This is a genomic window from Glycomyces tarimensis (assembly GCF_054776215.1).
Genome location: NZ_BAAHCB010000004.1, coordinates 102,249 through 122,717, shown reverse-complemented (window position 1 = coordinate 122,717; position 20,469 = coordinate 102,249). Strand labels below are relative to the sequence as shown.

The following is a 20,469-nucleotide window of genomic DNA, read 5'->3' as shown; positions in this document are numbered from 1 at the left end:
GTCCGCGTCCCGGGCGCCCTCGGGGCGTGAGTTGCTCTCAGCGTTGCTCATATATAGCAGCATGCAGGGGGTTGCTCTCGCTTTGCTGCGAAAACGCCTTAAAACCCTTTAATGATCCGAACCACGCCCAGTGGTCGCCTCGGCGGCGAGTCGGACCGTGAACACGGTGCCCTGGCCTGGCTTCGACCGCACGGAGACGGCACCGCCGTGGGATTTCACGATGGCGGCGACGATCGACAGGCCGAGTCCCGATCCGGGGTGGGTGACGCCCTCGGAGCGGAAGAATCGCTCGAAGACCCGCTCGGCCGTCACGGGCTCCATGCCGGGCCCGTCGTCGGCGACGCTCAGCACCACGTCCCCGCCCTCGGTGATGACCTCGACCCTCACGTGGGTCCCGGGCGGGGTGTGCCTGACGGCATTGGTGAGCAGGTTGTCGATGACCTGCCGCATCCGGGCCCGGTCGGCGGCGACGACGGCGCGGGCGCCGCTCACCGTCTTGAACTCGAACTCGTGGTCTTCGGCGACGACGGCGTGCTCGGAGACGGCCTCCTTCCCGAGCGCCGCCAGGTCGACCGACTCGGACTCGACCGGGCGCTCCTGGTCGAGGCGGGCGAGGTGGAGCAGGTCGCCCACCAGCAGGCCCATCCTCTTGGAGGCCTCTTCGATCTGCCCGATGTAGTGCTGCCGGTCGCTCTCGGGCATGTCCGGGTTGGCACGCACCAGCTCGGCATAGCCCCTGACGCTGGTCAGCGGCGTGCGCAGCTCGTGGGAGGCGTCGGCGATGAACTCGCGCATGCGCTGCTCGGAGTCGTGGGCGCGCTCCTCGGAGTACTCCCTGGCCCTGACGGTGCTCTCGATCTTGCCGAGCATCGAGTTGATGGCGCGGGCGACGCGGCCGACCTCGGTCGCCGGATGGTGGTCGGGGACGCGCCGCGAGTAGTTCCCGGCCGCGATCATCGCCGCGGTGTTCTCGATCTGGCGCAGCGGCGAGAGGCTGGCGCGCACCAGTCCCACACCGAGGGCGGCGAGTCCGGCGAGGACGCCGGCGCCGATGAGGATGTCGACCCAGACCAGGCCGGCGACGGTCTTGTCGAAGTGGGAGAGCCGGTAGGACAGGACGTAGTAGGCGGCACGCTCACCGGTGGGCGCCTTCGGGTCGTAGTCGGCGAGCTCCGTGCCGACTTCGGTGCCGGGCATGGCGAGCACCCGCCAGCGGGTGGTGCCGTCGGCGGCGAGCGCGGTGAAGCCTTCGCCGTTCGCTTCGTGCAGGTCCTCGATGGAGAACACCGGCAGGTCGGACCGCTCGGCGGGGTGGTCGATGCGGTTGCCGTCGTCGTCCACCAGGCTGAAGATGTACTGGTTGGGCCGCACGCCGACGCCGGCGCCGCTCTCCTCGTCGACCTGGAGCTGGAGGTTGAAGGTCTTGGGGTCGAACTTGAGGAGCGTGCCCTCGAGCTCGTCGTCCACGGTGCCGAGGAAGTAGGAGTGCAGTGCCAGGATCGTGGAGACGCTGATGAGGACGAGCGACCCGGCGACCAGGACGAGCACGGCGGCGGTGAGCCGCACCCGCAGGGGCGTGCGGTCCCACCGCTCCCTGACGGCCTCGACCATGTGGAGTCCGCTCAACGATTCTGCTCCCGCAGGACGTAGCCGATGCCCCTGAGGGTCTGGATGAGCTTGGGCTCTCCGGTGTCCACCTTGCGGCGGAGGTAGGAGACGTAGGACTCGACGATGCCGTCGTCGCCTCGGAAGTCGTAGCGCCACACGTGGTCGAGGATCTGGGACTTGGACAGGACCCGGCCCGCGTTGATCATGAAGTAGCGCAGCAGCTTGAATTCGGTGGGCGAGAGCTGCACGGCCTGCCCGGCCCGCCAGACCTCGTGGGTCTCCTCGTCGAGCTCGAGGTCGGCGTACTTCAGGCGCGAGGGCCGGGGCAGTTCGCCGACGCTGCGGCGCAGCACGGCGCGGATGCGGGCGACGACCTCTTCGAGCGCGAACGGCTTGGTGATGTAGTCGTCGCCGCCGGCGGACAGCCCTGTGACGGTGTCGGCGGTGTCGTCGCGGGCGGTGAGAAAGAGCACGGGGGTGTGGTCCGAGCCCGAGCGCATGCGGCGCACGACCTCGAAGCCGTCGAAATCGGGGAGGTTGACGTCGAGCACGACCAGGTCGGGGCGGTGTCGGGCGACCGAGCGCAGCGCCTCGTCCCCGGTGCCGACGGCGTGGACGGCGAATCCCGCGTAGCGGAGGGAGGTGGCGAGCAGCTCGCATATGTTCTCATCGTCTTCGACGACGAGCAGTGTGGCCTCGGACTCGGTGTTCGACTGGGGCATGGACCTCATCTTCACATGCTCGGCGGCAAGCTGGTCGGGGGTCGTTCTGAGGATACGTCCTGTCACCGGGCGCGCCAAGCGAGCAGCGGCGCCGGCCCGCGAACCCGCCCGAGGCGGGCGCGCATCACTATCCAATGGGAGGCATCACTATCTGACGGACCACTGCCGCATTTCCTCAAGCCGCGGACGTGCGTGGCCTGTTCTCCGTCGGCTCGGTCGGATAGACTTTGGGTCGCAGCCGAGTGCGGCAGGCGCTCGGGCCGTGAAGCCCTACAAGTTTGTTAGGTGAGTTCATGACGCTGTCAATCGAGACCGGCACGACCGAAAACGGGATCGTCACCGTCGAGCTGGCCGGCGAGGTCGACTACGCGACGGCTCCCCAGATCCGCGAGACGATCACCAACGCCCTGGAAGCCGGGGGTGTCGCCGCCATCCGCGTCGACGTCGCGAAGGTGACCGTGCTGGACTCGACGGGGATCGGCACGATCGTGGTCGCCTACCGCATCGCCCGCGAGATGGGCGTCGAGCTGGCCGTGGTGAACCCCAACCGGTTCATCACCAGGCTGTTCACCGTAGTCGGAGCCGAGGAGCTGCTCGAGGAGCCCACCGAGACGTTCTCGGCCAAAGAACGCAGCGCCTCGCAGACCGCATAGCGTCAGAAATCACCAGTGACCGGTTCCGCATCGCCGTGACCGGTACTCCGCTTTTCCAGCCTCGCGGTTACCCTTGACCGGGGGACTGCTGTCCCCGTCCACGCAGCGTCTGCAAAGAAGAGGCGATTCAGCTGTGTCGAGTTCGACTCAGGGCAGTCCGTTGACCGATTTCGGTGCCAATGAGTGGCTGGTCAACGAGATGTACGAGCGTTACCGCGAAAATCCCGACAGCGTCAGTGCCGGCTGGCGCGAGTTCTTCGGCGGCGATCCGATGAACGGCTCCCTCGCCGACGGAGGCGAGCAGGCGCCCGAAGCGGCCTCCGCCTCCGAAGTCTCGGCGAAGGCGGAGACCGAGGCCGAGACGGTCGCGGCCGGCAAGACCCAGCCGCAGACGAAGCGGCCGGACACCGAGCCCGAGGTGGTGCCCAAGCCGGACGCCGAACCGACGCCGGCCGCGGCGAAGCCCGCCCCGGCCGAGTCCCCCGCCACTCCGTCAACCTCCTCGAAGAAGGCGTCCCCCACCGTGAACGAAGCCGGCACCAAGCCGCTCAAAGGCGTCGCGGCCAAGGTCGCGCAGAACATGGACGCGTCGCTGGAGATCCCGACGGCCACGTCCGTGCGGGCCGTGCCGGCGAAGCTGCTGTTCGACAACCGGGTGGTCATCAACAACCACCTCAAGCGCAGCCAGGGCGGCAAGGTCTCCTTCACCCACCTGATCGGCTACGCGCTGGTCCAGGCGGTGAAGGCCCACCCGGCCATGAACAACTCGTACAAGGACGTCGACGGCAAGCCGGTCCTGGTCACGCCCGAGCACATCAACCTGGGCCTCGCGATCGACCTCGCCAGGCCCGACGGCTCGCGCACCCTCGTGGTGCCGTCGATCAAGAACTGCGAGTCGATGGACTTCCGCGAGTTCTGGCACGCCTACGAGGACCTCGTCCGCAAGGCCCGAAGCGGCAAGCTCACCATGGAAGACCACGCCGGGGCGACGCTCACGCTGACCAACCCCGGCGGCATCGGCACCGTCCACTCCGTGCCGCGCCTGATGAAGGGCCAGGGCCTCATCGTCGGCGTCGGGGCCATGGAGGTGCCCGCCGAGTTCGCCGGGGCCTCCGACGAGACCCTCGCCGACCTGGGCGTCTCGAAGATCATGACGGTCACCTCGACGTACGATCACCGCATCATCCAGGGCGCCGAGTCCGGCCAGTTCCTCGCCACGCTCCACCAGCTGCTGCTCGGCGACGAATTCTTCGACTCGGTCTTCCGCAGCCTGCTCATCCCCTACGAGCCGGTGCGCTGGGTCCGCGACGTCGCCAAGACGCACGAGGGCCAGATCGACAAGACCGCGCGGGTCATCGAGCTCATCCACGCCTACCGGGTCCGCGGCCATCTCATGGCCGACACCAACCCGCTGCACTACGAGATCCGCCGCCACCCCGACCTCGACATCCTGTCGCACGGGCTGACGCTGTGGGACCTCGACCGGACCTTCCCGGTCGGCGGCTTCGCCGGCCAGCAGCGCATGAAGCTGCGCGACATCCTCGGCGTGCTGCGCGACTCCTACTGCCGGCGCGTCGGCGTGGAGTACATGCACATCCAGGACCCCGAGGAGCGCGAGTGGCTCCAGCGGCGCATCGAGGTGCCGTTCGAGAAGCCGAAGGTCGAAGCGCAGAAGCACATCCTCGGCCGCCTCAACGCCGCCGAGGCGTTCGAGACGTTCCTCCAGACGAAGTTCGTCGGTCAGAAGCGCTTCAGCCTCGAGGGCGGCGAGTCGCTCATTCCGCTGCTCGACCAGGTCCTCAACGAGGCCGCCAGGAACGAGCTCGACGAGGTCGTCATCGGCATGCCCCACCGCGGGCGGCTCAACGTCCTCGCCAACATCGTCGGCAAGAAGCTCTCGAAGATCTTCACCGAGTTCGAAGGGCACATCGACCCCAAGAGCATCGGCGGCTCCGGCGACGTCAAGTACCACCTGGGCCTCACCGGGACGTTCGCCTCCCCGGACGGGCGCCACGAGACGACGGTGTCGGTCGCGGCCAACCCCTCGCACCTCGAGGCGGTCAACCCGGTGCTCGAGGGCATCGTCCGCGCCAAGCAGGACCGGCTCAACCTCGGTGAGGACGGCTTCACCGTCCTGCCGCTGGCCATCCACGGCGACGCGGCGTTCGCCGGCCAGGGCGTCGTGGCCGAGACGCTGAACCTGTCGCAGCTGCGCGGCTACCGCACCGGCGGCACCGTCCACGTCGTGGTCAACAACCAGGTCGGCTTCACCACCGCCCCGGCCCACTCGCGGTCGAGCCTGTACTCCACCGATGTCGCCCGCATGATCCAGGCGCCGATCTTCCACGTCAACGGGGACGACCCCGAAGCGGTCTGCGAGGTCGCGAAGCTCGCCTTCGCCTACCGCCAGCAGTTCCGCAAGGACGTCGTCATCGACATGGTCTGCTACCGCCGACGCGGCCACAACGAGGGCGACGACCCGAAGATGACCAACCCGCAGATGTACCAGGTCATCGACGCCAAGCAGTCGGTCCGCAAGCTCTACACCCGCGCGCTCATCGGCCGCGGCGACATCACCATGGAGGACGCCGAGGAGGCGCTCGCCGACTACCAGGCGCAGCTCGAGCGGGTCTTCCGGGAGACGAAGGAGGCCCTGGCGGGGCAGACCGGCCCCATGCCGTGGCGCCACCAGCCCGAGCCGGTCGCCGACATCGACACCTCCGTCGACGCCGAGACCATCGCGATGATCGGCAAGGCCCACACCACGCTCCCCGAGGGGTTCAAACCGCACAAGGCGGTCCGCAAGGTCCTCGAGAAGCGCAGCGAGATGTCCACGTCGGGCAACGTCGACTGGTCGTTCGCCGAGACCCTCGCGTTCGGCTCGCTCCTGATGCAGAACAAGGCGATCCGCCTGGCCGGCCAGGACACGCGGCGCGGCACCTTCGTGCAGCGCCACGCCGTCGTCATCGACCAGGAGACCGGCACCGAGTACACGCCGCTGACCCACCTCGGCCACAATGCCGAGCGGTTCTTCGTCTACGACTCGCTGCTCTCGGAGTTCGCCGCCATGGGCTTCGAGTACGGCTACTCCGTCGAGAACCCGGGCATGCTCGTGGCCTGGGAGGCACAGTTCGGCGACTTCGCCGACGGCGCCCAGACCATCGTCGACGAGTTCATCTCCTCGGGCGAGGCCAAGTGGGGCCAGCACTCCGGCGTGGTCCTGCTCCTGCCGCACGGCCACGAGGGCGCCGGGCCCGACCACACCTCGGGCCGCATCGAGCGCTTCCTCCAGATGTGCGCCGACGAGAACATGCGCATCGCCAACTGCACGAGCCCGGCCAACTACTTCCACCTCCTGCGCCGCCAGGCGCTGGACCCGGTGAAGAAGCCGCTGGTCGTGTTCACGCCGAAGTCGCTGCTGCGCCACAAGGGCGCCGTCAGCCAGCTCGATGAGTTCACCTCGGGTCGCTTCCAGCCCGTCCTGCCCGACCCGGCCATCGCCTCCGGCGAGGTCCGGTCCCAGGACGTGCGCAGGGTCCTGCTGTGCTCGGGCAAGATCTACTACGACCTGGCCGCAGCCCGCAGCCAACGCGGCGTCACCGACACCGCGATCCTGCGGGTCGAGCAGCTGTATCCGCTGCCGGCCGACGAGCTTCGGAGCATGCTGGCCGCGTTCCCGAACGCGAGCGACACCGCCTGGGTCCAGGAGGAGCCGGCGAACCAGGGCGCCTGGTCGCACATCGCGCTCAACCTGCTCCAAGAGCTCGGCGGGGTGCACCTGCGCCGGATCTCCCGGCCCGCGGCCGCCGCGCCGTCCACCGGCTCGCCGAAGATCCACGAGGTCGAGCAGCAAGCGCTCATCGACGTCGCGGTGCCGATGCCGCAGGACAGCGCCGCTTAAGCCGCGCGCCCGAGCGGTACGACCACATGAAGGAGGGCGAGGCCTGACGGCCTCGCCCTCCTTCATGTCTCACGTTCGTAACAACTGGCCGCAATTTGACCATGGATGGTAACAAAAGCCGTCGCACTCTTGACTGCCGCCTGCGTTAGCGATAACAATGTCGTGGAGGTCACGCCGCAGCCGTGACCACGGCAACAATCAGTCACATTGGAGTGATACACATATGACGAACAATCCCTCTCCGCCGGGCTCGATGTCCCGGAGGACACTCCTCGCCGGGTCGGCCGCCGCGGCCGGACTGGGCCTGGCGGGATGCGGTGCGGCCACCGACGCGTTCAGCGGCCAGACCACCGTCAAGCAATGGAACCTCCTGGCCGGTTCCGACGGCGCGATCATGACCGACATGCACGACCAATTCATGAGCGAGAGAGGCATCGACCTCAAGGCCACCACCTTCGCGTGGGGCACGCCCTTCTACACCAAACTCGTCATGGGCGCCTCCGGCGGCAACGCCGCGGACGTGGCCACCATCCACCTCTCCAGGCTCGACAGCCTCTCCCCCGACACGCTCCTCGACGCCATCGAGATCGACGAGCTCGTCGAGGCGGGCCTCAACCCCGAGGACTTCAGCCCCTCCATCTGGGAACGCTGCTTCTCGAACGACCGGCTCTACGCCGTTCCTCTCGACACGCACGCGCTGGTCAACTACTACAACCGGACCATCTGCGGCGAGGCCGGCGTCCTCAACGCGGACGGCACGCTCCTGGAGACCCACGGCGTCGAGGAGTACTTCGACCTGCTGCGGGCCGTCAAGGACGTCACCGGCGAATACGGCACCTCGCTCGACACCAACGCCGGATGGCGCCAGTTCTGGGCCTGGTACCGCCAGCAGGACGGCGAATGGATCTTCCACGAGGACGGCCACGAGCTCGACGACGAGAAGGCGCTCGCCGCCATCGACGTCATGTGGCGGATGGCCGAGGAGGGCCTGTGTCCGCGCATCTCTGACGGCGGCGCCACCGCCGCGAACTTCGAGAACGGCGCCGCCGGACTGGTCCAGGTCGGCAATTGGGAGATCACCCGGTTCCGCGCCTTCGACGAGGCCCAGGGCCTCGACTTCTCCATGACCGAGATGCCCGACTTCTTCGGCAACCGCCGCACCCAGGGCGACTGCCACACCTTCGTGCTGCCGAGGCACAACAGCTGGAACCCCGAGGTCCGCTCGGCCACGATCGAGTACGTCTCCTGGATGCTCCAGAACAGCCTCCAGTGGGGTGCCGGCGCCGGGCACACCCCGGCCTACCTGCCGGTCACCGAGAGCCCCGAATACCAGGCGCTGGAGCCCAACGCCGAGTACGCCGGCGTGGTCGAGAACGTCCAGTTCGACCCCCAGGTCTGGTTCTCCGGATCGGCCGCGCGACTGGCCGGCGACGTCGCCCAGGTGTTCGCCGGCGTGTACGCGGGCCACACCACTCCCGAGCAGGCGCTCGACGCCATCAAGGCAACGGCGCAGACGCTGGTCGAACTGCCGAACCCGATCGATTGAAACGATTAATAGGGACCTCTCTGATGACTACTGACACCGAGACGCCCGCAGGGGCGTCCACGGCGGAGCAACCGCCGTCCCCAGCAAAGCCGCGGGCGCCACGGCGCCGGTCGTGGCTCGGGCTCTGGTTCGTCCTGCCCTTCCTCGCCGTCTACGCGGTCTTCCTGCTCTGGCCGATGGTGCTGGGCCTCTACTACTCGTTCACCGACAAGAGCCTCACCGGACGCCCCATCGAATGGATCGGCCTGGCGAACTGGGCCGAGGCATTCGGCGACGAGAAGGCCTGGGACTCGCTGTGGAACACCGCGTGGTTCACCATCCTCTCGACCCCGCCGCTGGTGGTCCTCGGACTGGCGTTCGCGCTTCTGGCCCACCGCGCCCGCAAGATGGGCTGGTTCCTGCGCCTGTCGTTCTTCGCGCCGTTCGTCATCCCCGTCTCCGTGGTCACGATGATCTGGCTGTGGATGTACCAGCCCGACGGCGGCCTCATCAACCACTACCTGGGCGAATGGGGCCTGGGCGGCGACCGGCTCTGGGCGTTCCAGGAGGACGCCATGGGCTCGATCGTCATCACCACCGTGTGGTGGACGCTCGGGTTCAACTTCCTGCTCTACCTGGCCTCGCTCCAGACCATCCCGACCGAGGTCTACGAGGCGGCCGACATCGACGGCGCGAACTCGCTCCAGAAGCTGTGGCGCATCACGCTGCCGCTGCTCAAACGCACCACCGCCTTGGTCATCGTGCTGCAGCTGATCAACTCGCTGCGCATCTTCGACCAGTACTACCTCATGGCCGGCGGCGCCTCGAACCTCTCGCCGGAGAACGTCTTCATCCAGTACATCTACAACGCCGGCTTCGTGGGATTCCGCGTCGGCTACGCATCGGCGCTGTCGTACATCCTGTTCGTCTTCATCCTCATCGTCGCCCTAGTCCAGTTCCGACTGCTCTCAAGGAAGGAGGACTAACGTGACCACCGTGCAAGAGAGGCCACAAGCCTCCGAAGAACGTGAACCCCGCGAGATCACCAGGAAGCGGCCGCGCCTCACCGCCGGAACGGCACTGGTCTACTTCGCGGCCTTCTTCCTGGCGCTGCTGTGGCTGGTGCCGTTCCTGTGGGCGCTGTCCACCTCGTTCAAGACCGAGACCGAGGCCAGCCTCGGGCAGCCCATCCGCTGGATCCCCGAGGAGTGGTCGGTCGAGGGCTACCGCGTCCTGTTCGAACGCGGCGACCACGTGATGTGGATGGTCAACTCCACCGTGGTCTCCACGATCGTCACCGCCCTGACCCTGGGGCTGTGCGTCCTGGCCGCCTACGGCTTCTCCAGACTCGACTTCCCGGGCAAGAAGGTCGTCTACGCCGTCATCCTCGCCGGGATCATGATCCCGCCGCAGGCCCTCATCATCCCGCTGTTCGACGTCGTCAGCGCCCTGAGAATGGTCGACACCTACTGGGGCCTGGCGCTCCCGCAGGTCGTCGCGCCGGTGATGATCTTCATCCTCAAGCGCTTCTTCGACGCCATCCCGCGCGACTACGAGGAGGCCGCCAAGCTCGACGGCGCCGGACACCTGCGCATCCTGTGGAGTGTCATCCTGCCGCTGTCCGGCCCCATCCTGGCCGCCGTCGGCATCTTCACCTTCATCGGCTCCTGGAACAACTTCCTGTGGCCGCTGCTGGTCGCCAACGACCCCTCGATCATGACCCTGCCCGTCGGCCTCGGCGTCGTCGCGGGCGGCTACGGCCTGTTCTACGCCCAGAACATGGCCGCGGCGATCCTCGGCGCGCTGCCGCTGCTGATCGTGTTCATGCTCTTCCAGAAGCAGATCGTCAGAGGCGTCGCCGGCGTCGGCCTCAGCCGCTGACCGGATCATGAGGAACGGGGCGGAGAGGGCACTCCGCCCCGTTCCCTAGAAGACGCCGAGCCGCTCCAGGCACGAGGCCGGGCTCCACCCGACCGTCGTACCCGACTGCACCCTGATCCATTCGGTGTCCCACGACAGTCCGGCGCAGCCGAGCGTCTTGTCGCCCTCCGTGCTCAGGCACGAGCCGTTGAGCTCATCGCCGTTCCAGACCCGCGCGAGCCGCTTGGAGCTCATCGACGTCTCGGTGAAGATCGAGACGCCGAAGGTGGCCTTGACCTCGTACCGGCACAGCATGAGCTGCTCGCCGGCCCGCTCGTTCGACAGGACCGCCGCCTGCGCCGCGACCGGGTGCGCCTCGGTCGGCGACGCCTCCGAACCGCCCGGCCCGGCCGCGGTGCCCTCCCCGCGCCCCGCCAGCGTCACGACCACCACGACGATGGCCGTCGCGACCGCGAGCTTGACCACGACCTTCTTGGTGACCGCCCACAGACTCCCGGCACCGGACTTCACCCCGGCCCCCAGCCGCCCGACAACAGACATGATCGCCCTCCACCCCAGCCGGGACTCGCCGCCGGCTCGTTTTCAGGGTGCAGGCTGCCAGGCCCGGCCGGCGGGAGAATCGGCCAGAAACCCGAGCACCGTCGTACTTACGAGCGTGTGACTACCACCTTCCCGAAGGCGTCCCCCGAGGCCAGGCGCCGCAGGGCCGTGCCGGCGTCGGCCAGCGCGTGGCTGGAGTCGATGACCGGCCGGACGTCCTGCTCCTCGCAGAAGGCGATGAGCTCGGCCAGCTCGGCGCGCGTGCCCATCGTCGATCCGAGGATCTCCAGCTGCTTGAAGAAGACGTGCCGCATGTCGACGCGGGGCGCGTGGCCGCCGGTGACGCCGCAGACGACCAGGCGCCCGCCGGGCTTGAGCGATTTGATCGAGTGCTCCATGACCGGCTCGCCGACGGAGTCGACGACGATGTCGACGCGCTCGGGCAGCCGCGCGCCGGACTCGACGGGCTCGGCGCCGATCGCGGCGGCCTGCTCGCGCCGCTCGGCCCGGCGGCCGGTGGCGTACACGCGCGCGCCCAGGGCGCGGGCCAGGACGATCGCGGCACTGGCGACGCCGCCGCCGGTGCCTTGGACGAGGACCGCGCCGCCTTCGGGGAGACGGCCGCGGGAGGTGAGCATCCGCCAGGCGGTGAGGTAGGCGGTCGGCAGGCAGGCGGCCTCGGCGGCGCTCCAGCCCTTCGGCTTGGGCAGGAGGTTGCGGGCGGGGACGGCGACGGTCTCGGCGAGGGTGCCGGGGTGGAACTCGGACAGGAGGGTGCGCCCCGCGTCGAGGGTCTCGTCCTCGAGCGAGGCGTCGGCGATGACGGGGTAGACGACGACCTCCTCGCCGTCGGGTCCGATGCCGACGGCGTCGGTGCCGAGGATCATCGGGCACTGCTCGGCGCTCAGACCCACCCCGGCGAGCGACCAGAGGTCGTGGTGGTTCACGGACGCGGCGGTGAGTCGGACGCGGACCCAGTCGTCGGGAACGTCCGGTGGAGCGATCTCACCGACCGAGAGCGCCGAGAATCGGTCGTCCTGGTTCACAGTGCGGGCGTAGGCGGCGAGCATCGGCGATTGACCTCCATCTAGGCGCGGCTTGCGAGCCGAAGGCGCGGCTCAAGCGGGCGAACACGTTGTCCATCATGGTGTCTCGACGGACTTGTGTTGCATCTCTAACTCTAGGGGTACCCACGCGATCGGCCCTGGGAGAGGTAGGGTCGGCGTTGGAATCACATCCACTGGAAAGAACCTGGAGGGGCAATGTTGAAGCCTCTGTTCAAGCGGCTGCTGCCGCAGATTACGGCTTCGGCTCACTGCGACCTGCCGTGCGGGGTCTACGACCCGGCGCAGGCGCGAATCGAAGCGGAGTCGGTCAAAGGGATCTGCGAGAAGTACCAGGCCAACGAGGATCCTGAATTCCGCACTCGCGCGCTCATCATCAAGGAGCAGCGCGCCCAGCTGGTGAAAGAACACCTCTGGGTGCTGTGGACGGACTACTTCAAGCCGCCGCACTTCGAGAAGTACCCGCAGCTGCACACGCTGGTCAACGAGGCGACGAAGCTCGCAGGCGCCTCCGGCGCCAAGGGCAGCGCCGACCCGCAGGTGGCCGACGAGCTGCTGGCCAAGATCGACCAGATCGCCGAGATCTTCTGGGAGACCAAGAAGTAGGGCGAAAGCCGATCTGCAACGACGAAGCGTCCGCCGGGCACCGGCGGACGCTTCGCGGTTTCAGGGCCTCCGAGGCGGCCCTGAAGCGCCCGCGCGGCGCCTCAGCGGTGCCCGGCGGGCCCGAGGGAGGCGTGCGGCCCAGGCGCCCTGCACGGGGCGCCGGTGGGGGTGCGAATCGGGCAGGGCGGTCCCCGCCGGTGGGCGCCTCCCACTATCCTTTGCACCTGGAGGGGACTCATCACGATTGCTACAACGTCACAGGGAGCGGCTATGCCGGTGGGCGAGGAACGCGAAGACGTGCTGCTGCTCGACGTCCCGGCGACGGGCGACTACCTCTCGGTGCTGCCCACCGCCACGGCGGCGGTCGCCACCCGCCTGGGCTTCTCGCTGGACGAGATCGAGGACCTCCGGGCCGCCGTGAACGCCGCCGTGACCCTGCTGCTCCCGCCCGACCCCGGCCGCCCGAGGCCGTTCAAGAGGCGCGGCGGGGGCGAGGGGGTCCACTGCCGCCTGGAAGTGGGGCCCCAGACCCTCCAGATCGTGCTGAGCCGCCCGAAGGGCGAACCGCTGGCGGACCAGGGTTCCTATCAGTGGCAGGTCCTCAGGGCGCTCACCGACGAGGTCGAATCGGTGACCGAAGGCCCGGCCTCGACCATCCGCATCCGCCAGCAGCGTCCCTCGACCGAGGCGGACGCCGACACCGAGGCGCACCACGTCCGCCGATCGGATCTCTGACACAGCCTGAAGGCCCGGCGCGAGCGCCGGGCCTTTCAAGCGTCTTGATTCAATTCGAGGGATGGCGTGGACTCAAGGGATCGCGAACCGGCTCGGTGCTAGCTGACGGCCTGGGCGGCCAGCGGGCGCAGGGCTCCGGTACGGCGCTTGAGCTCGCGGCGTTCCAGCTCGCTCATGCCACCCCATACGCCGGCGTCCTGACCGGTCTCGAGCGCCCACCGCAGGCACTCCTCGGTCACAGGGCAGCGCCGACAGACGTTCTTGGCCTGCTCGATCTGCGTCAGAGCCGGGCCGGTGTCCCCGATCGGGAAGAACAGTTCGGGGTCCTCGTCACGGCAAATGGCCTCGTGGCGCCAATCCATCAAAACTTCTCCTTGCTGAATGGTCAGGCTTGCGATTACACGGTGTTATGACTAGCTTGCGGTTTCGGGCGAATGCGATCCGATCGCCAACGCGCGCGAATCCGTCCGGTACTGCATTGAGGACGGTTGCACCCTCGCGCGCGCTCAAGTCCGCCGTTCGCCGCGATTCGGCGGCTCCCGGTAAGGGGAACCGTTGTCGCTGCGAGTGCGCGGTCGCTCTCATCGCATCAGCGTCATCACTGAACGCTCGGGCACGAGCGAGAGCATCCGCCGGCGCACTGGGTCGGCCTGTCGGGTATCGACGGCCCGCACCTTGACCCGCCTCCCTTGTGAATACTTTCACAAGGATCGGATTTGTCAAGAGGTTCGACTCCGGAAATCAGCTCGAAGTGAGTGAACTCACCGCTCTACCTCGAGGAAGACTTGTGGACCACACTTCCGGACGCCGCTGGGACCCCTACCGCAGATCCCGGGGCGGCTCCCATTTCGCCCCCGAGGAGGGGGTCGATGACAGCGAGTCGAACCGGTTTGACACACTGGTACTCAGGCTGGACGAATTGAAGACTTGAAAGCTCCGTCACGGTTGAGCACCCGGCAACGAGACTCATCCAAGGCCCGGTCATTACGCACCGAAAATACGATATTCGTTTGTGAAGTCTCACGTCGCTCTTTCGAGCGGCGAAATCAACCTTGCCCGCTCCGGCTCGAGTTGTCAACACCCGCGCTCAGGTTTTCCCAAGTTGTTAGCAGGCCACCCGCAATGCTCCGGGAACCGAGGACAATTCGAGTTCCGTTCGCTCTCCGAGATAGTCGCCGTCGAGTTGGAACGCCTGTGGCACCGAGGCACGCAAACGAATCCGGGATAGATCGTGATGCGTGACCGCGTGCTGACCGTCCGGACCCTCGCGGCCCACCAATAGTGATGCGGCGGTCCGAGCGGCGGTCGACAGTCCAAGTTTACGCAGAAGCAAGACGTCAAGTCCAGCATTAAAGGACGCCCGCGCGTTGAGATTCACCGGAAGGGTGCCGAGGTAGGTCCACGGGGCGCAGTTCTGGGCGACGACCATCCCGGTCGACGTCGTGATCTCACCGGAGGACAACTCGACCTCTATCGATTCACCATCCACGCCGTGCTCGGTCACCTCCGCCATGACGGCCCGTGCGTAGTGGGCACTGAAGTTCCGGCCATTGCGGCGATAGCTCTCGACGCGCTTGATGACCGAAGCGTCCCAACCGAGTCCGGCACAGAAGGTGAACAGGCGGTCCTCCTCCTCGTCGATGGCCCGACCGAGTCCGATCGTGCGCGGCCGGCCGTACTTGAGCGCCTCGACGATGACCCGGACCGCCTTGCGCCGGTCCCCCGGCAGTCCCAGCGCCCTCGCGAACACGTTCGTGGACCCGCCGGGGATCGGCACGAAGACCGGTGCCTCGTCCGCGGTCCGTCCGTCGGCCAGCAGGCCGTTGACCACCTCGTTGACGACACCGTCGCCGCCGAGGCTGAGGACGACGTCGAAGCCCGCTTCGGCACCGCGCCGCGCCAGGTCCTCCCCGTGCCCCCGCGACTCGGTGTCCCAGACGGTGACATCGAGCACGTCGGCGAGCTGCTTGACGACGCGCTTGAGCCTGCGCCGAGAAGTGTTCGAAGCATTGGGGTTCACGATGATCAGGCCACGCTGTGGCGCCGATTGCAGGGCGTGCATACGCGCAGCGTAGCCCGGGATACGGTTGCGGTGTGAACGAAACCGACGCCGACATGGGCGCCGTCACCGAATCGCCCGGTGACGATTACCGCCCTTGGACCGTGATCGCCGCCGCGAGCCTGTTCTGGCTGCTCGCAATCGGATCGGCGGCCGCCGGGACATGGGGGCTCGTGCAGATCCTCACCGGCGATGTGGACTCGCCGAGCGCCGCCGTGGGCGTGGCCGTCATCGCCTGGCTCGTGGGCGCGTACTACTGGCTCATCGGCCGCCGGTTCCTCCAGGGCCGCAACATCGTCGCTCAGGCGGTGTTCCAGTCGCTGCTGTGGCTCCCGGTCGGCTACTACCTGCGCGAGGCCGCGCACCCGACGCTCGCTCTGGCCGCGTGGGGCCTGGCCGCGGTGATGCTGGCGCTGATCCTGTCGCCGCCGACGCGCAGGGCCGTCGGCTTCGGAGCAGATCGCCCGTTCGGGGAGTTAGCGCGCTGCCGCCCTGGCGGCGATCACCGACAACAGCTCCGGGGCGGGGCCGAGCGGCTCGCCGACGTGAACGACGCCGGCCGAGCGGGCCGATTCGACTGCCGCGTCACACAGGACGCCCGGAGCGATGAAATAGCAGACCGCCGCGACCCGCGCCGCTCCGGCGCTGCGCAACTGCGCCACCGCCTGTTCCGGCTTCAGGCCGGGGCCCGAGGCGAACCCGGCGAGCGCCTTGATCCCGGTGCGGGACGCGAGTCGTTCGGCGATGTGATGGACGTGGGCGCGACCGGCGTCGACCCGTGTCCCGGCCGCGCAGACCACGATTCCGTCGACGCCTTCGGGCAGGTCGCGCAGGAGCGCCCCGGTGAGGGACTCGTCCCCCACCGGACGGGCCACGTCCACCCGCAGGCCCGGTCGCGCCTCCGCCGCGCGCCTGGCGACCTCGGGCAGGTCGGTCTGCGCATGGTAAGCATCGGTCAACAGCAGCGGCAGCGCCACGGCGTGCTCGGTGCCCTCATCGGCCAGATCGGTCAGGACCGAGACCGGATCGGGTTCGTTGAATTCCAGGAAGCCCACGCGGGCGCCGGCCGCGTGGGCGATGGCGCGGACGACCTCGCCGGATCGCGGGTCCGGACTGCCGTGCGCGACGAGGACCAGGGCCCTCTCAAGCTGTGCCGCCTCGGGTCGAGCCCGCCGCGCGGTCTCAGACATGCAAGCCGCACTCCGTCTTGTCGAACGCGGCCCAGCGGCCGGCGCGCGGGTCCTCGCCCGGCTCGGTGCGTCGGGTGCACGGCCAGCAGCCCACGGAACGGTAGCCGTCCTTGAGCAGCGGGTTCACCGGGATGTCGTAGCGCTCGATGTAGGCGAGCTGGTCGGCCTCGGTCCACTTCGCGATCGGCGAGACCTTGACCTTCCTGCGGGAGACGTCGAAGTCGACCACGCGGGTGTTGGCACGAGTCGGGCCCTCGTCGCGGCGCAGGCCGGTGGCCCAGGAGTCGTAGTCGGCCAGCGCGGCGTTCAGCGGCAGGACCTTGCGCAGCGCGCAGCACTCGTCGGGGGCGCGCTCGAACAGCCTCGGGCCGAACTCCGCGTCCTGTCCGAGCACCGACTGATCGGGCTGGATGGAGCGGACGTTGACGTCCATCGTCGAGGCCACGAAGTCGCGGACCTGGAGGGTCTCGGGGAAGTGCAGCCCGGTGTCGAGGAAGATCACGTCGATGCCGGGCGCGACCTTCGAGGCGAGGTGGACCACGGCGGCGTCGGCCATCGACGAGGTCACGCAGAAGCGCTCGCCGAACTCGCCGACGGCCCATTCGAGGATGTCGGTGGCTGAGGCGTCTTCGAGTCGCGTCCCGGCCTCGGTGGCCAGGTCGCGGAGCTCGAAGGGGTCCCGGTTCTCCGAAGTAGGCATGTGTTCACTCCGTTTCGGGGTCTGGCGGACGAAGTCCGCCGGTCGGCTGGGGCGACGGGTGCGGGCGAGCCATCCCGTGGAATTTGAGGGTGAACACCCGGGTGCAGTCGCGGCAATGCCAGCCGCCACGCAGATTTACGGCTCCGCGAGCGTCGCCGTCGGGGACCTCGACCTCGCTGTCGGGTTCGGGCTCGTAGGGCCGGAGGTCTTCCTCCCCGCAGTACGGGCAGTGGTAGGGAACGACGCGGCCGCTCACTTCAATGCCTCTTCGTCGGCCCGGTGGACCCACTTCGCGAAGCTCTCGCCCTCCGACCTGCCCGCGAGGTAGCGGCGGGTGAGGCGTTCCACATAGTCGCCGAGGTCGGTGGAGGCGACCTTGAGGCCCCTGGACTTGCGGCCCAGGCTCGCCGAGGCGGCGTGTCCGCCGCCGAGGTGGACCTGGAAGCCCTCGACCTGCTGGCCGTCGACCGTGACGAGTTGGCCTTTGAGACCGATGTCGGCGGTCTGGGTGCGCGCGCAGGCGTTGGGGCAGCCGTTGACGTGGACGGAGATGGGGACGTCGAGTTCGGGGACGCGCTTCTCGAGTTCGGCGATGAGGTCGCGGGCGCGGTCCTTGGTGTCGACGATGGCGAGCTTGCAGAACTGGATGCCGGTGCAGGCCATGGTGGCCCGGCGCCACGGCGACGGGTTCGCGTCCAGCCCGATCGCCTCGAGGTCGGCGACGGCCTCCTCGACGCGGTCGCCGGGGATGTCGAGCAGCAGCAGCTTCTGCATCGCGGTGGTGCGGATGCGGTCGGAGCCGTACTTCTCGGCGACGTCGGCGAGCTGGTCGAGCATGGTGCCGCTGACGCGCCCGACGATCGGGGCGACCCCGATGTAGTAGTTGCCGTCGCTTTGGCGGTGGACGCCGATGTGGTCGATGAGCTGCTCGGGCGCCGGCGGCTCCTCCAGGTCGGGGAGCTTGCGGCCGAGGTAGGCGTCGGACTCGAGGACCTCGCGGAACTTCTCGACGCCCCAGTCCTTGACGAGGAACTTCAGGCGGGCGCGGGTGCGCAGGCGCCGGTAGCCCCAGTCGCGGAAGATGCGGGTGACGCCGAGCCAGACGTCGACCAGGTCGTCCTGGGAGACCCACACGCCGAGGCGCTGGGCGAACATCGGGTTGGTCGCCAGGCCGCCGCCGACCCACAGGTCGAAGCCGGGCCCGTGCTCGGGGTGGTGGGCGCCGACCAGGGCGAAGTCGTTCGTCTCGTAGGGGCTGTCGGGAAGCCAGGAGATCGAGGTCTTGTACTTGCGCGGCAGGTTCGACAGGCTCTTGTCGCCGATGAACCTGTCGTGGATCTCGTTGATCTGCGGGGTCGGGTCGATGACCTCGTCGACGGCGACGCCGGCGACCGGGGAGCCGAGGACCACGCGGGGGCAGTCGCCGCAGGCCTCCTGGGTGTCGAGGCCGACCGCTTCGAGGCGCCTCCAGATCTCCGGGACGTCTTCGATGCGGATCCAGTGGTACTGGACGTTCTGGCGGTCGGTGACGTCGGCGGTGTCGCGGCCGAACTCCTTGGAGATGCCGGCGACGGTGCGCAGCTGCTCGCGTGAGAGCTGGCCGCCGTCCATGCGCACCCGCATCATGAAGTAGCGGTCGTCGAGCTCTTCCTCTTCGAGGATGGCGGTCCTGCCGCCCTCGATGCCGGGCTTGCGCTGCGTGTACAGGCCCCACCAGCGGAAGCGCCCTCGCAGGTCGCCGGGGTCGATGGAGTCGAAGCCGCCGTGAGCGTAGATGCCCTCGATGCGCTGCCGCACGTTGAGCGGATTGTCGTCCTTCTTGGACTGCTCGTTCTTGTTGAGCGGCTCGCGGTGGCCCATGGCCCACTGGCCCTGGCCCTTCGGTCGGCTGGGTTTACGCGTTGGCGTTGGCACGGTTCTCCTGATTGCAGACACGGGTGTGGCACGATTCGACGGCGAACAGCCGGAAGCGGTTTAAGCGCGCATCAGACAGGCGGCGCTGAACACACGGCAGAAGTCGACATGGCGGCGTGCCACCAGTCGGAGCCCATGTGCGCGAGACATGCCAGCAAGCATGCCATACCGTGCCGACGTTCGGCACCCTCATCCCGGCTGCTGGACAGCTACTGGAGCGCGAAGTCGACCACGGCCTCGGTGCCGCCCTCGGCCTTCGGGCGCATGTCGATGGTGCCGCGCAGCTCGCCGGTGACGAGGGTGTGCACGATCTGGAGGCCCAGCCGGTTCGATCCGGCGATGCGGAAGCCTTCGGGAAGGCCTTTGCCCTGGTCGGAGACGGTAACCCGGAAGCGGTCGCCGTCGCGGTCGACGGCGATGACGACCTCGCCCTCCTGTCCGGGCGGGTAGGCGTGCTCGACGGCGTTCTGGAGGAGCTCGTTGACGACCATGACCAAGGGCGTGGCGTACTCGCTCGGCAGGACCCCGAAGGTGCCCTCGCGCCGGAGCGTGACCTTCGACTCGGCGACGGAGACCTCGACGGCCATGGAGGCGACGCGGTCGACGATCTGGTCGAAGCCGACCGACTCGTCCGAGGACTGGGCGAGGGTCTCGTGGACCAGTGCGATCGAGGCGACCCGCCGCACCGACTCCTCGAGGGAGACCCGGGCCTGCGGGGAGCCGACCCGGCGCGCCTGGAGGCGCAGCAGCGCGGCGACGGTCTGCAGGTTGTTCTTGACGCGGTGGTGGATCTCGCGGATGGTGGCGTCCTTGGTGACCAGTTCGCGGTCGAGCCGCCGGACCTCGGTGATGTCGCGCACCAGCACGAGCGCGCCCGCGGCCTTGCCGCCGGGGCGCAGGGGCAGCGCCCGCATGAGCACCGTGGCGCCCTTCGCCTCGATCTCCTTGCGGCGCGGCGTGCCGCCGGCCAGTGCGTCGGCGATGCGGCGCGCGGCGTCGGCCCCGGCCTCGGGATCGCCCGGGAGGCTGCGCGTCAGCTCGGCGAGGTCGCGGTCGCGCAGGTGCCCGGTGACGCCCATGCGCCGATAGGCGGACAGGGCGTTCGGGGAGGCGTAGCGGACGAGGCCGTCGGCGCCGATGCGGACCAGGCCGTCGCCGATGCGCGGCGCGGTGGTCGGCTCGCCCGGCAGCAGTGGCGGCGGGAAACCGCCGTCGGTGAGCATCTGCACCAGGTAGTCGGCGGTCTTGAGGTAGTTGAGCTCCAGGTGCGAGGGGCTGCGCGTGTCGGAGAGGTTGGTGTCGCGGGCGGCGACGGCGATGACCTGGCTGCGGTCGCGCCGGCGCACCGGGATGGCCTCGTGGCGGGGGGGG

17 protein-coding genes are annotated in these 20,469 nt (G+C 68.6%); 7 read left to right on the top strand and 10 right to left on the bottom strand.

Going from position 1 to position 20,469, the window contains the following annotated elements; all coding sequences use genetic code 11:
• Positions 1-108 precede the first annotated feature (108 nt).
• Both ACYVK3_RS04430 and ACYVK3_RS04425 read right to left on the bottom strand, forming a co-directional pair.
• Positions 109-1,626, bottom strand: a complete 1,518-nt coding sequence (locus ACYVK3_RS04430) for a sensor histidine kinase (protein WP_460496052.1) — start codon at positions 1,624-1,626, stop codon at positions 109-111.
• Complete coding sequence (locus ACYVK3_RS04425; protein WP_460496268.1) at positions 1,623-2,330, bottom strand: response regulator transcription factor; 708 nt, start codon at positions 2,328-2,330, stop codon at positions 1,623-1,625. Before ACYVK3_RS04425 ends, ACYVK3_RS04430 begins: the two co-directional genes overlap by 4 nt.
• A gap of 293 nt (positions 2,331-2,623) precedes the next feature.
• Here ACYVK3_RS04425 and ACYVK3_RS04420 point away from each other — a divergent pair, with 293 nt between their 5' ends.
• The 5 genes from ACYVK3_RS04420 to ACYVK3_RS04400 all read left to right on the top strand — a co-directional run bounded on the left by ACYVK3_RS04420 (position 2,624) and on the right by ACYVK3_RS04400 (position 10,290).
• Complete coding sequence (locus tag ACYVK3_RS04420; RefSeq protein ID WP_460496051.1) at positions 2,624-2,983, top strand: STAS domain-containing protein; 360 nt, start codon at positions 2,624-2,626, stop codon at positions 2,981-2,983.
• A gap of 109 nt (positions 2,984-3,092) precedes the next feature.
• Complete coding sequence (locus tag ACYVK3_RS04415) at positions 3,093-6,884, top strand: multifunctional oxoglutarate decarboxylase/oxoglutarate dehydrogenase thiamine pyrophosphate-binding subunit/dihydrolipoyllysine-residue succinyltransferase subunit (RefSeq protein ID WP_460496267.1); 3,792 nt, start codon at positions 3,093-3,095, stop codon at positions 6,882-6,884.
• Between the two features lie 223 nt (positions 6,885-7,107).
• Positions 7,108-8,430 carry a type 2 periplasmic-binding domain-containing protein gene (locus ACYVK3_RS04410; protein WP_460496050.1) on the top strand — a complete coding sequence of 441 codons (1,323 nt, stop codon included), beginning with the start codon at positions 7,108-7,110 and terminating at the stop codon, positions 8,428-8,430.
• 23 nt (positions 8,431-8,453) lie between these two features.
• Positions 8,454-9,395: a carbohydrate ABC transporter permease gene (locus ACYVK3_RS04405; RefSeq protein WP_460496049.1), complete on the top strand. Its 942-nt coding sequence runs from the start codon at positions 8,454-8,456 to the stop codon at positions 9,393-9,395.
• A gap of 10 nt (positions 9,396-9,405) precedes the next feature.
• Positions 9,406-10,290, top strand: coding sequence for a carbohydrate ABC transporter permease (locus ACYVK3_RS04400; protein ID WP_460496266.1), 885 nt, complete (start codon positions 9,406-9,408; stop codon positions 10,288-10,290).
• A gap of 45 nt (positions 10,291-10,335) precedes the next feature.
• Here ACYVK3_RS04400 and ACYVK3_RS04395 read toward each other — a convergent pair whose 3' ends face one another.
• Positions 10,336-10,830, bottom strand: coding sequence for a hypothetical protein (locus ACYVK3_RS04395; protein WP_460496048.1), 495 nt, complete (start codon positions 10,828-10,830; stop codon positions 10,336-10,338).
• Positions 10,831-10,937: 107 nt separating this feature from the next.
• Positions 10,938-11,900, bottom strand: coding sequence for an MDR/zinc-dependent alcohol dehydrogenase-like family protein (locus ACYVK3_RS04390; RefSeq protein ID WP_460496047.1), 963 nt, complete (start codon positions 11,898-11,900; stop codon positions 10,938-10,940).
• A gap of 192 nt (positions 11,901-12,092) precedes the next feature.
• Between ACYVK3_RS04390 and sodN the strand changes: the two genes are divergently transcribed.
• The gene (gene sodN, locus ACYVK3_RS04385; protein WP_460496045.1) at positions 12,093-12,500 is read left to right on the top strand and encodes a superoxide dismutase, Ni; all 408 of its coding nucleotides are present in this window, start codon (positions 12,093-12,095) and stop codon (positions 12,498-12,500) included.
• 270 nt (positions 12,501-12,770) lie between these two features.
• Positions 12,771-13,235 carry an anti-sigma regulatory factor gene (locus tag ACYVK3_RS04380; RefSeq protein WP_460496043.1) on the top strand — a complete coding sequence of 155 codons (465 nt, stop codon included), beginning with the start codon at positions 12,771-12,773 and terminating at the stop codon, positions 13,233-13,235.
• A 98-nt stretch (positions 13,236-13,333) separates the two neighbouring features.
• On the opposite strand, the gene ACYVK3_RS04375 is transcribed toward ACYVK3_RS04380, so the two are convergent.
• The 6 genes from ACYVK3_RS04375 to ACYVK3_RS04350 form a co-directional block, all read right to left on the bottom strand.
• Positions 13,334-13,597 (bottom strand): WhiB family transcriptional regulator, encoded by a 264-nt coding sequence (locus ACYVK3_RS04375; RefSeq protein WP_460496041.1) that lies wholly within the window; start codon positions 13,595-13,597, stop codon positions 13,334-13,336.
• A 743-nt stretch (positions 13,598-14,340) separates the two neighbouring features.
• A complete protein-coding gene (locus ACYVK3_RS04370) occupies positions 14,341-15,297 on the bottom strand; it encodes a diacylglycerol/lipid kinase family protein (RefSeq protein WP_460496039.1) in 957 nt (318 codons plus the stop codon).
• Positions 15,298-15,770: 473 nt separating this feature from the next.
• Positions 15,771-16,484, bottom strand: a complete 714-nt coding sequence (locus ACYVK3_RS04365) for a sirohydrochlorin chelatase (protein ID WP_460496038.1) — start codon at positions 16,482-16,484, stop codon at positions 15,771-15,773.
• On the bottom strand, positions 16,477-17,184 hold the full coding sequence (locus ACYVK3_RS04360) for an adenylyl/phosphoadenylyl-sulfate reductase (protein WP_460496037.1): 708 nt from the start codon (positions 17,182-17,184) through the stop codon (positions 16,477-16,479). The genes ACYVK3_RS04365 and ACYVK3_RS04360 overlap by 8 nt, the downstream gene beginning before the upstream one ends.
• Before the next feature lie 252 nt (positions 17,185-17,436).
• A complete protein-coding gene (locus ACYVK3_RS04355) occupies positions 17,437-19,119 on the bottom strand; it encodes a nitrite/sulfite reductase (RefSeq protein ID WP_460496036.1) in 1,683 nt (560 codons plus the stop codon).
• A 188-nt stretch (positions 19,120-19,307) separates the two neighbouring features.
• Positions 19,308-20,469, bottom strand: a 1,162-nt coding sequence (locus ACYVK3_RS04350; protein ID WP_460496034.1) for a sensor histidine kinase, incomplete at its 5' end; no start/stop codon positions are given.

Excerpts from the sequence above, each read along its gene's own strand:
- ACYVK3_RS04425 (WP_460496268.1), bottom strand. The coding sequence starts at position 2,330 with ATGCCCCAGTCGAACACCGAGTCCGAGGCCACACTGCTCGTCGTCGAA.
- ACYVK3_RS04420 (WP_460496051.1), top strand. The coding sequence starts at position 2,624 with ATGACGCTGTCAATCGAGACCGGCACGACCGAAAACGGGATCGTCACC.
- ACYVK3_RS04410 (WP_460496050.1), top strand. The coding sequence starts at position 7,108 with ATGACGAACAATCCCTCTCCGCCGGGCTCGATGTCCCGGAGGACACTC.
- ACYVK3_RS04405 (WP_460496049.1), top strand. The coding sequence starts at position 8,454 with ATGACTACTGACACCGAGACGCCCGCAGGGGCGTCCACGGCGGAGCAA.
- ACYVK3_RS04395 (WP_460496048.1), bottom strand. The coding sequence starts at position 10,830 with ATGTCTGTTGTCGGGCGGCTGGGGGCCGGGGTGAAGTCCGGTGCCGGG.
- ACYVK3_RS04390 (WP_460496047.1), bottom strand. The coding sequence starts at position 11,900 with ATGCTCGCCGCCTACGCCCGCACTGTGAACCAGGACGACCGATTCTCG.
- sodN (WP_460496045.1), top strand. The coding sequence starts at position 12,093 with ATGTTGAAGCCTCTGTTCAAGCGGCTGCTGCCGCAGATTACGGCTTCG.
- ACYVK3_RS04380 (WP_460496043.1), top strand. The coding sequence starts at position 12,771 with ATGCCGGTGGGCGAGGAACGCGAAGACGTGCTGCTGCTCGACGTCCCG.
- ACYVK3_RS04375 (WP_460496041.1), bottom strand. The coding sequence starts at position 13,597 with ATGGATTGGCGCCACGAGGCCATTTGCCGTGACGAGGACCCCGAACTG.
- ACYVK3_RS04370 (WP_460496039.1), bottom strand. The coding sequence starts at position 15,297 with ATGCACGCCCTGCAATCGGCGCCACAGCGTGGCCTGATCATCGTGAAC.
- ACYVK3_RS04365 (WP_460496038.1), bottom strand. The coding sequence starts at position 16,484 with ATGTCTGAGACCGCGCGGCGGGCTCGACCCGAGGCGGCACAGCTTGAG.
- ACYVK3_RS04360 (WP_460496037.1), bottom strand. The coding sequence starts at position 17,184 with ATGCCTACTTCGGAGAACCGGGACCCCTTCGAGCTCCGCGACCTGGCC.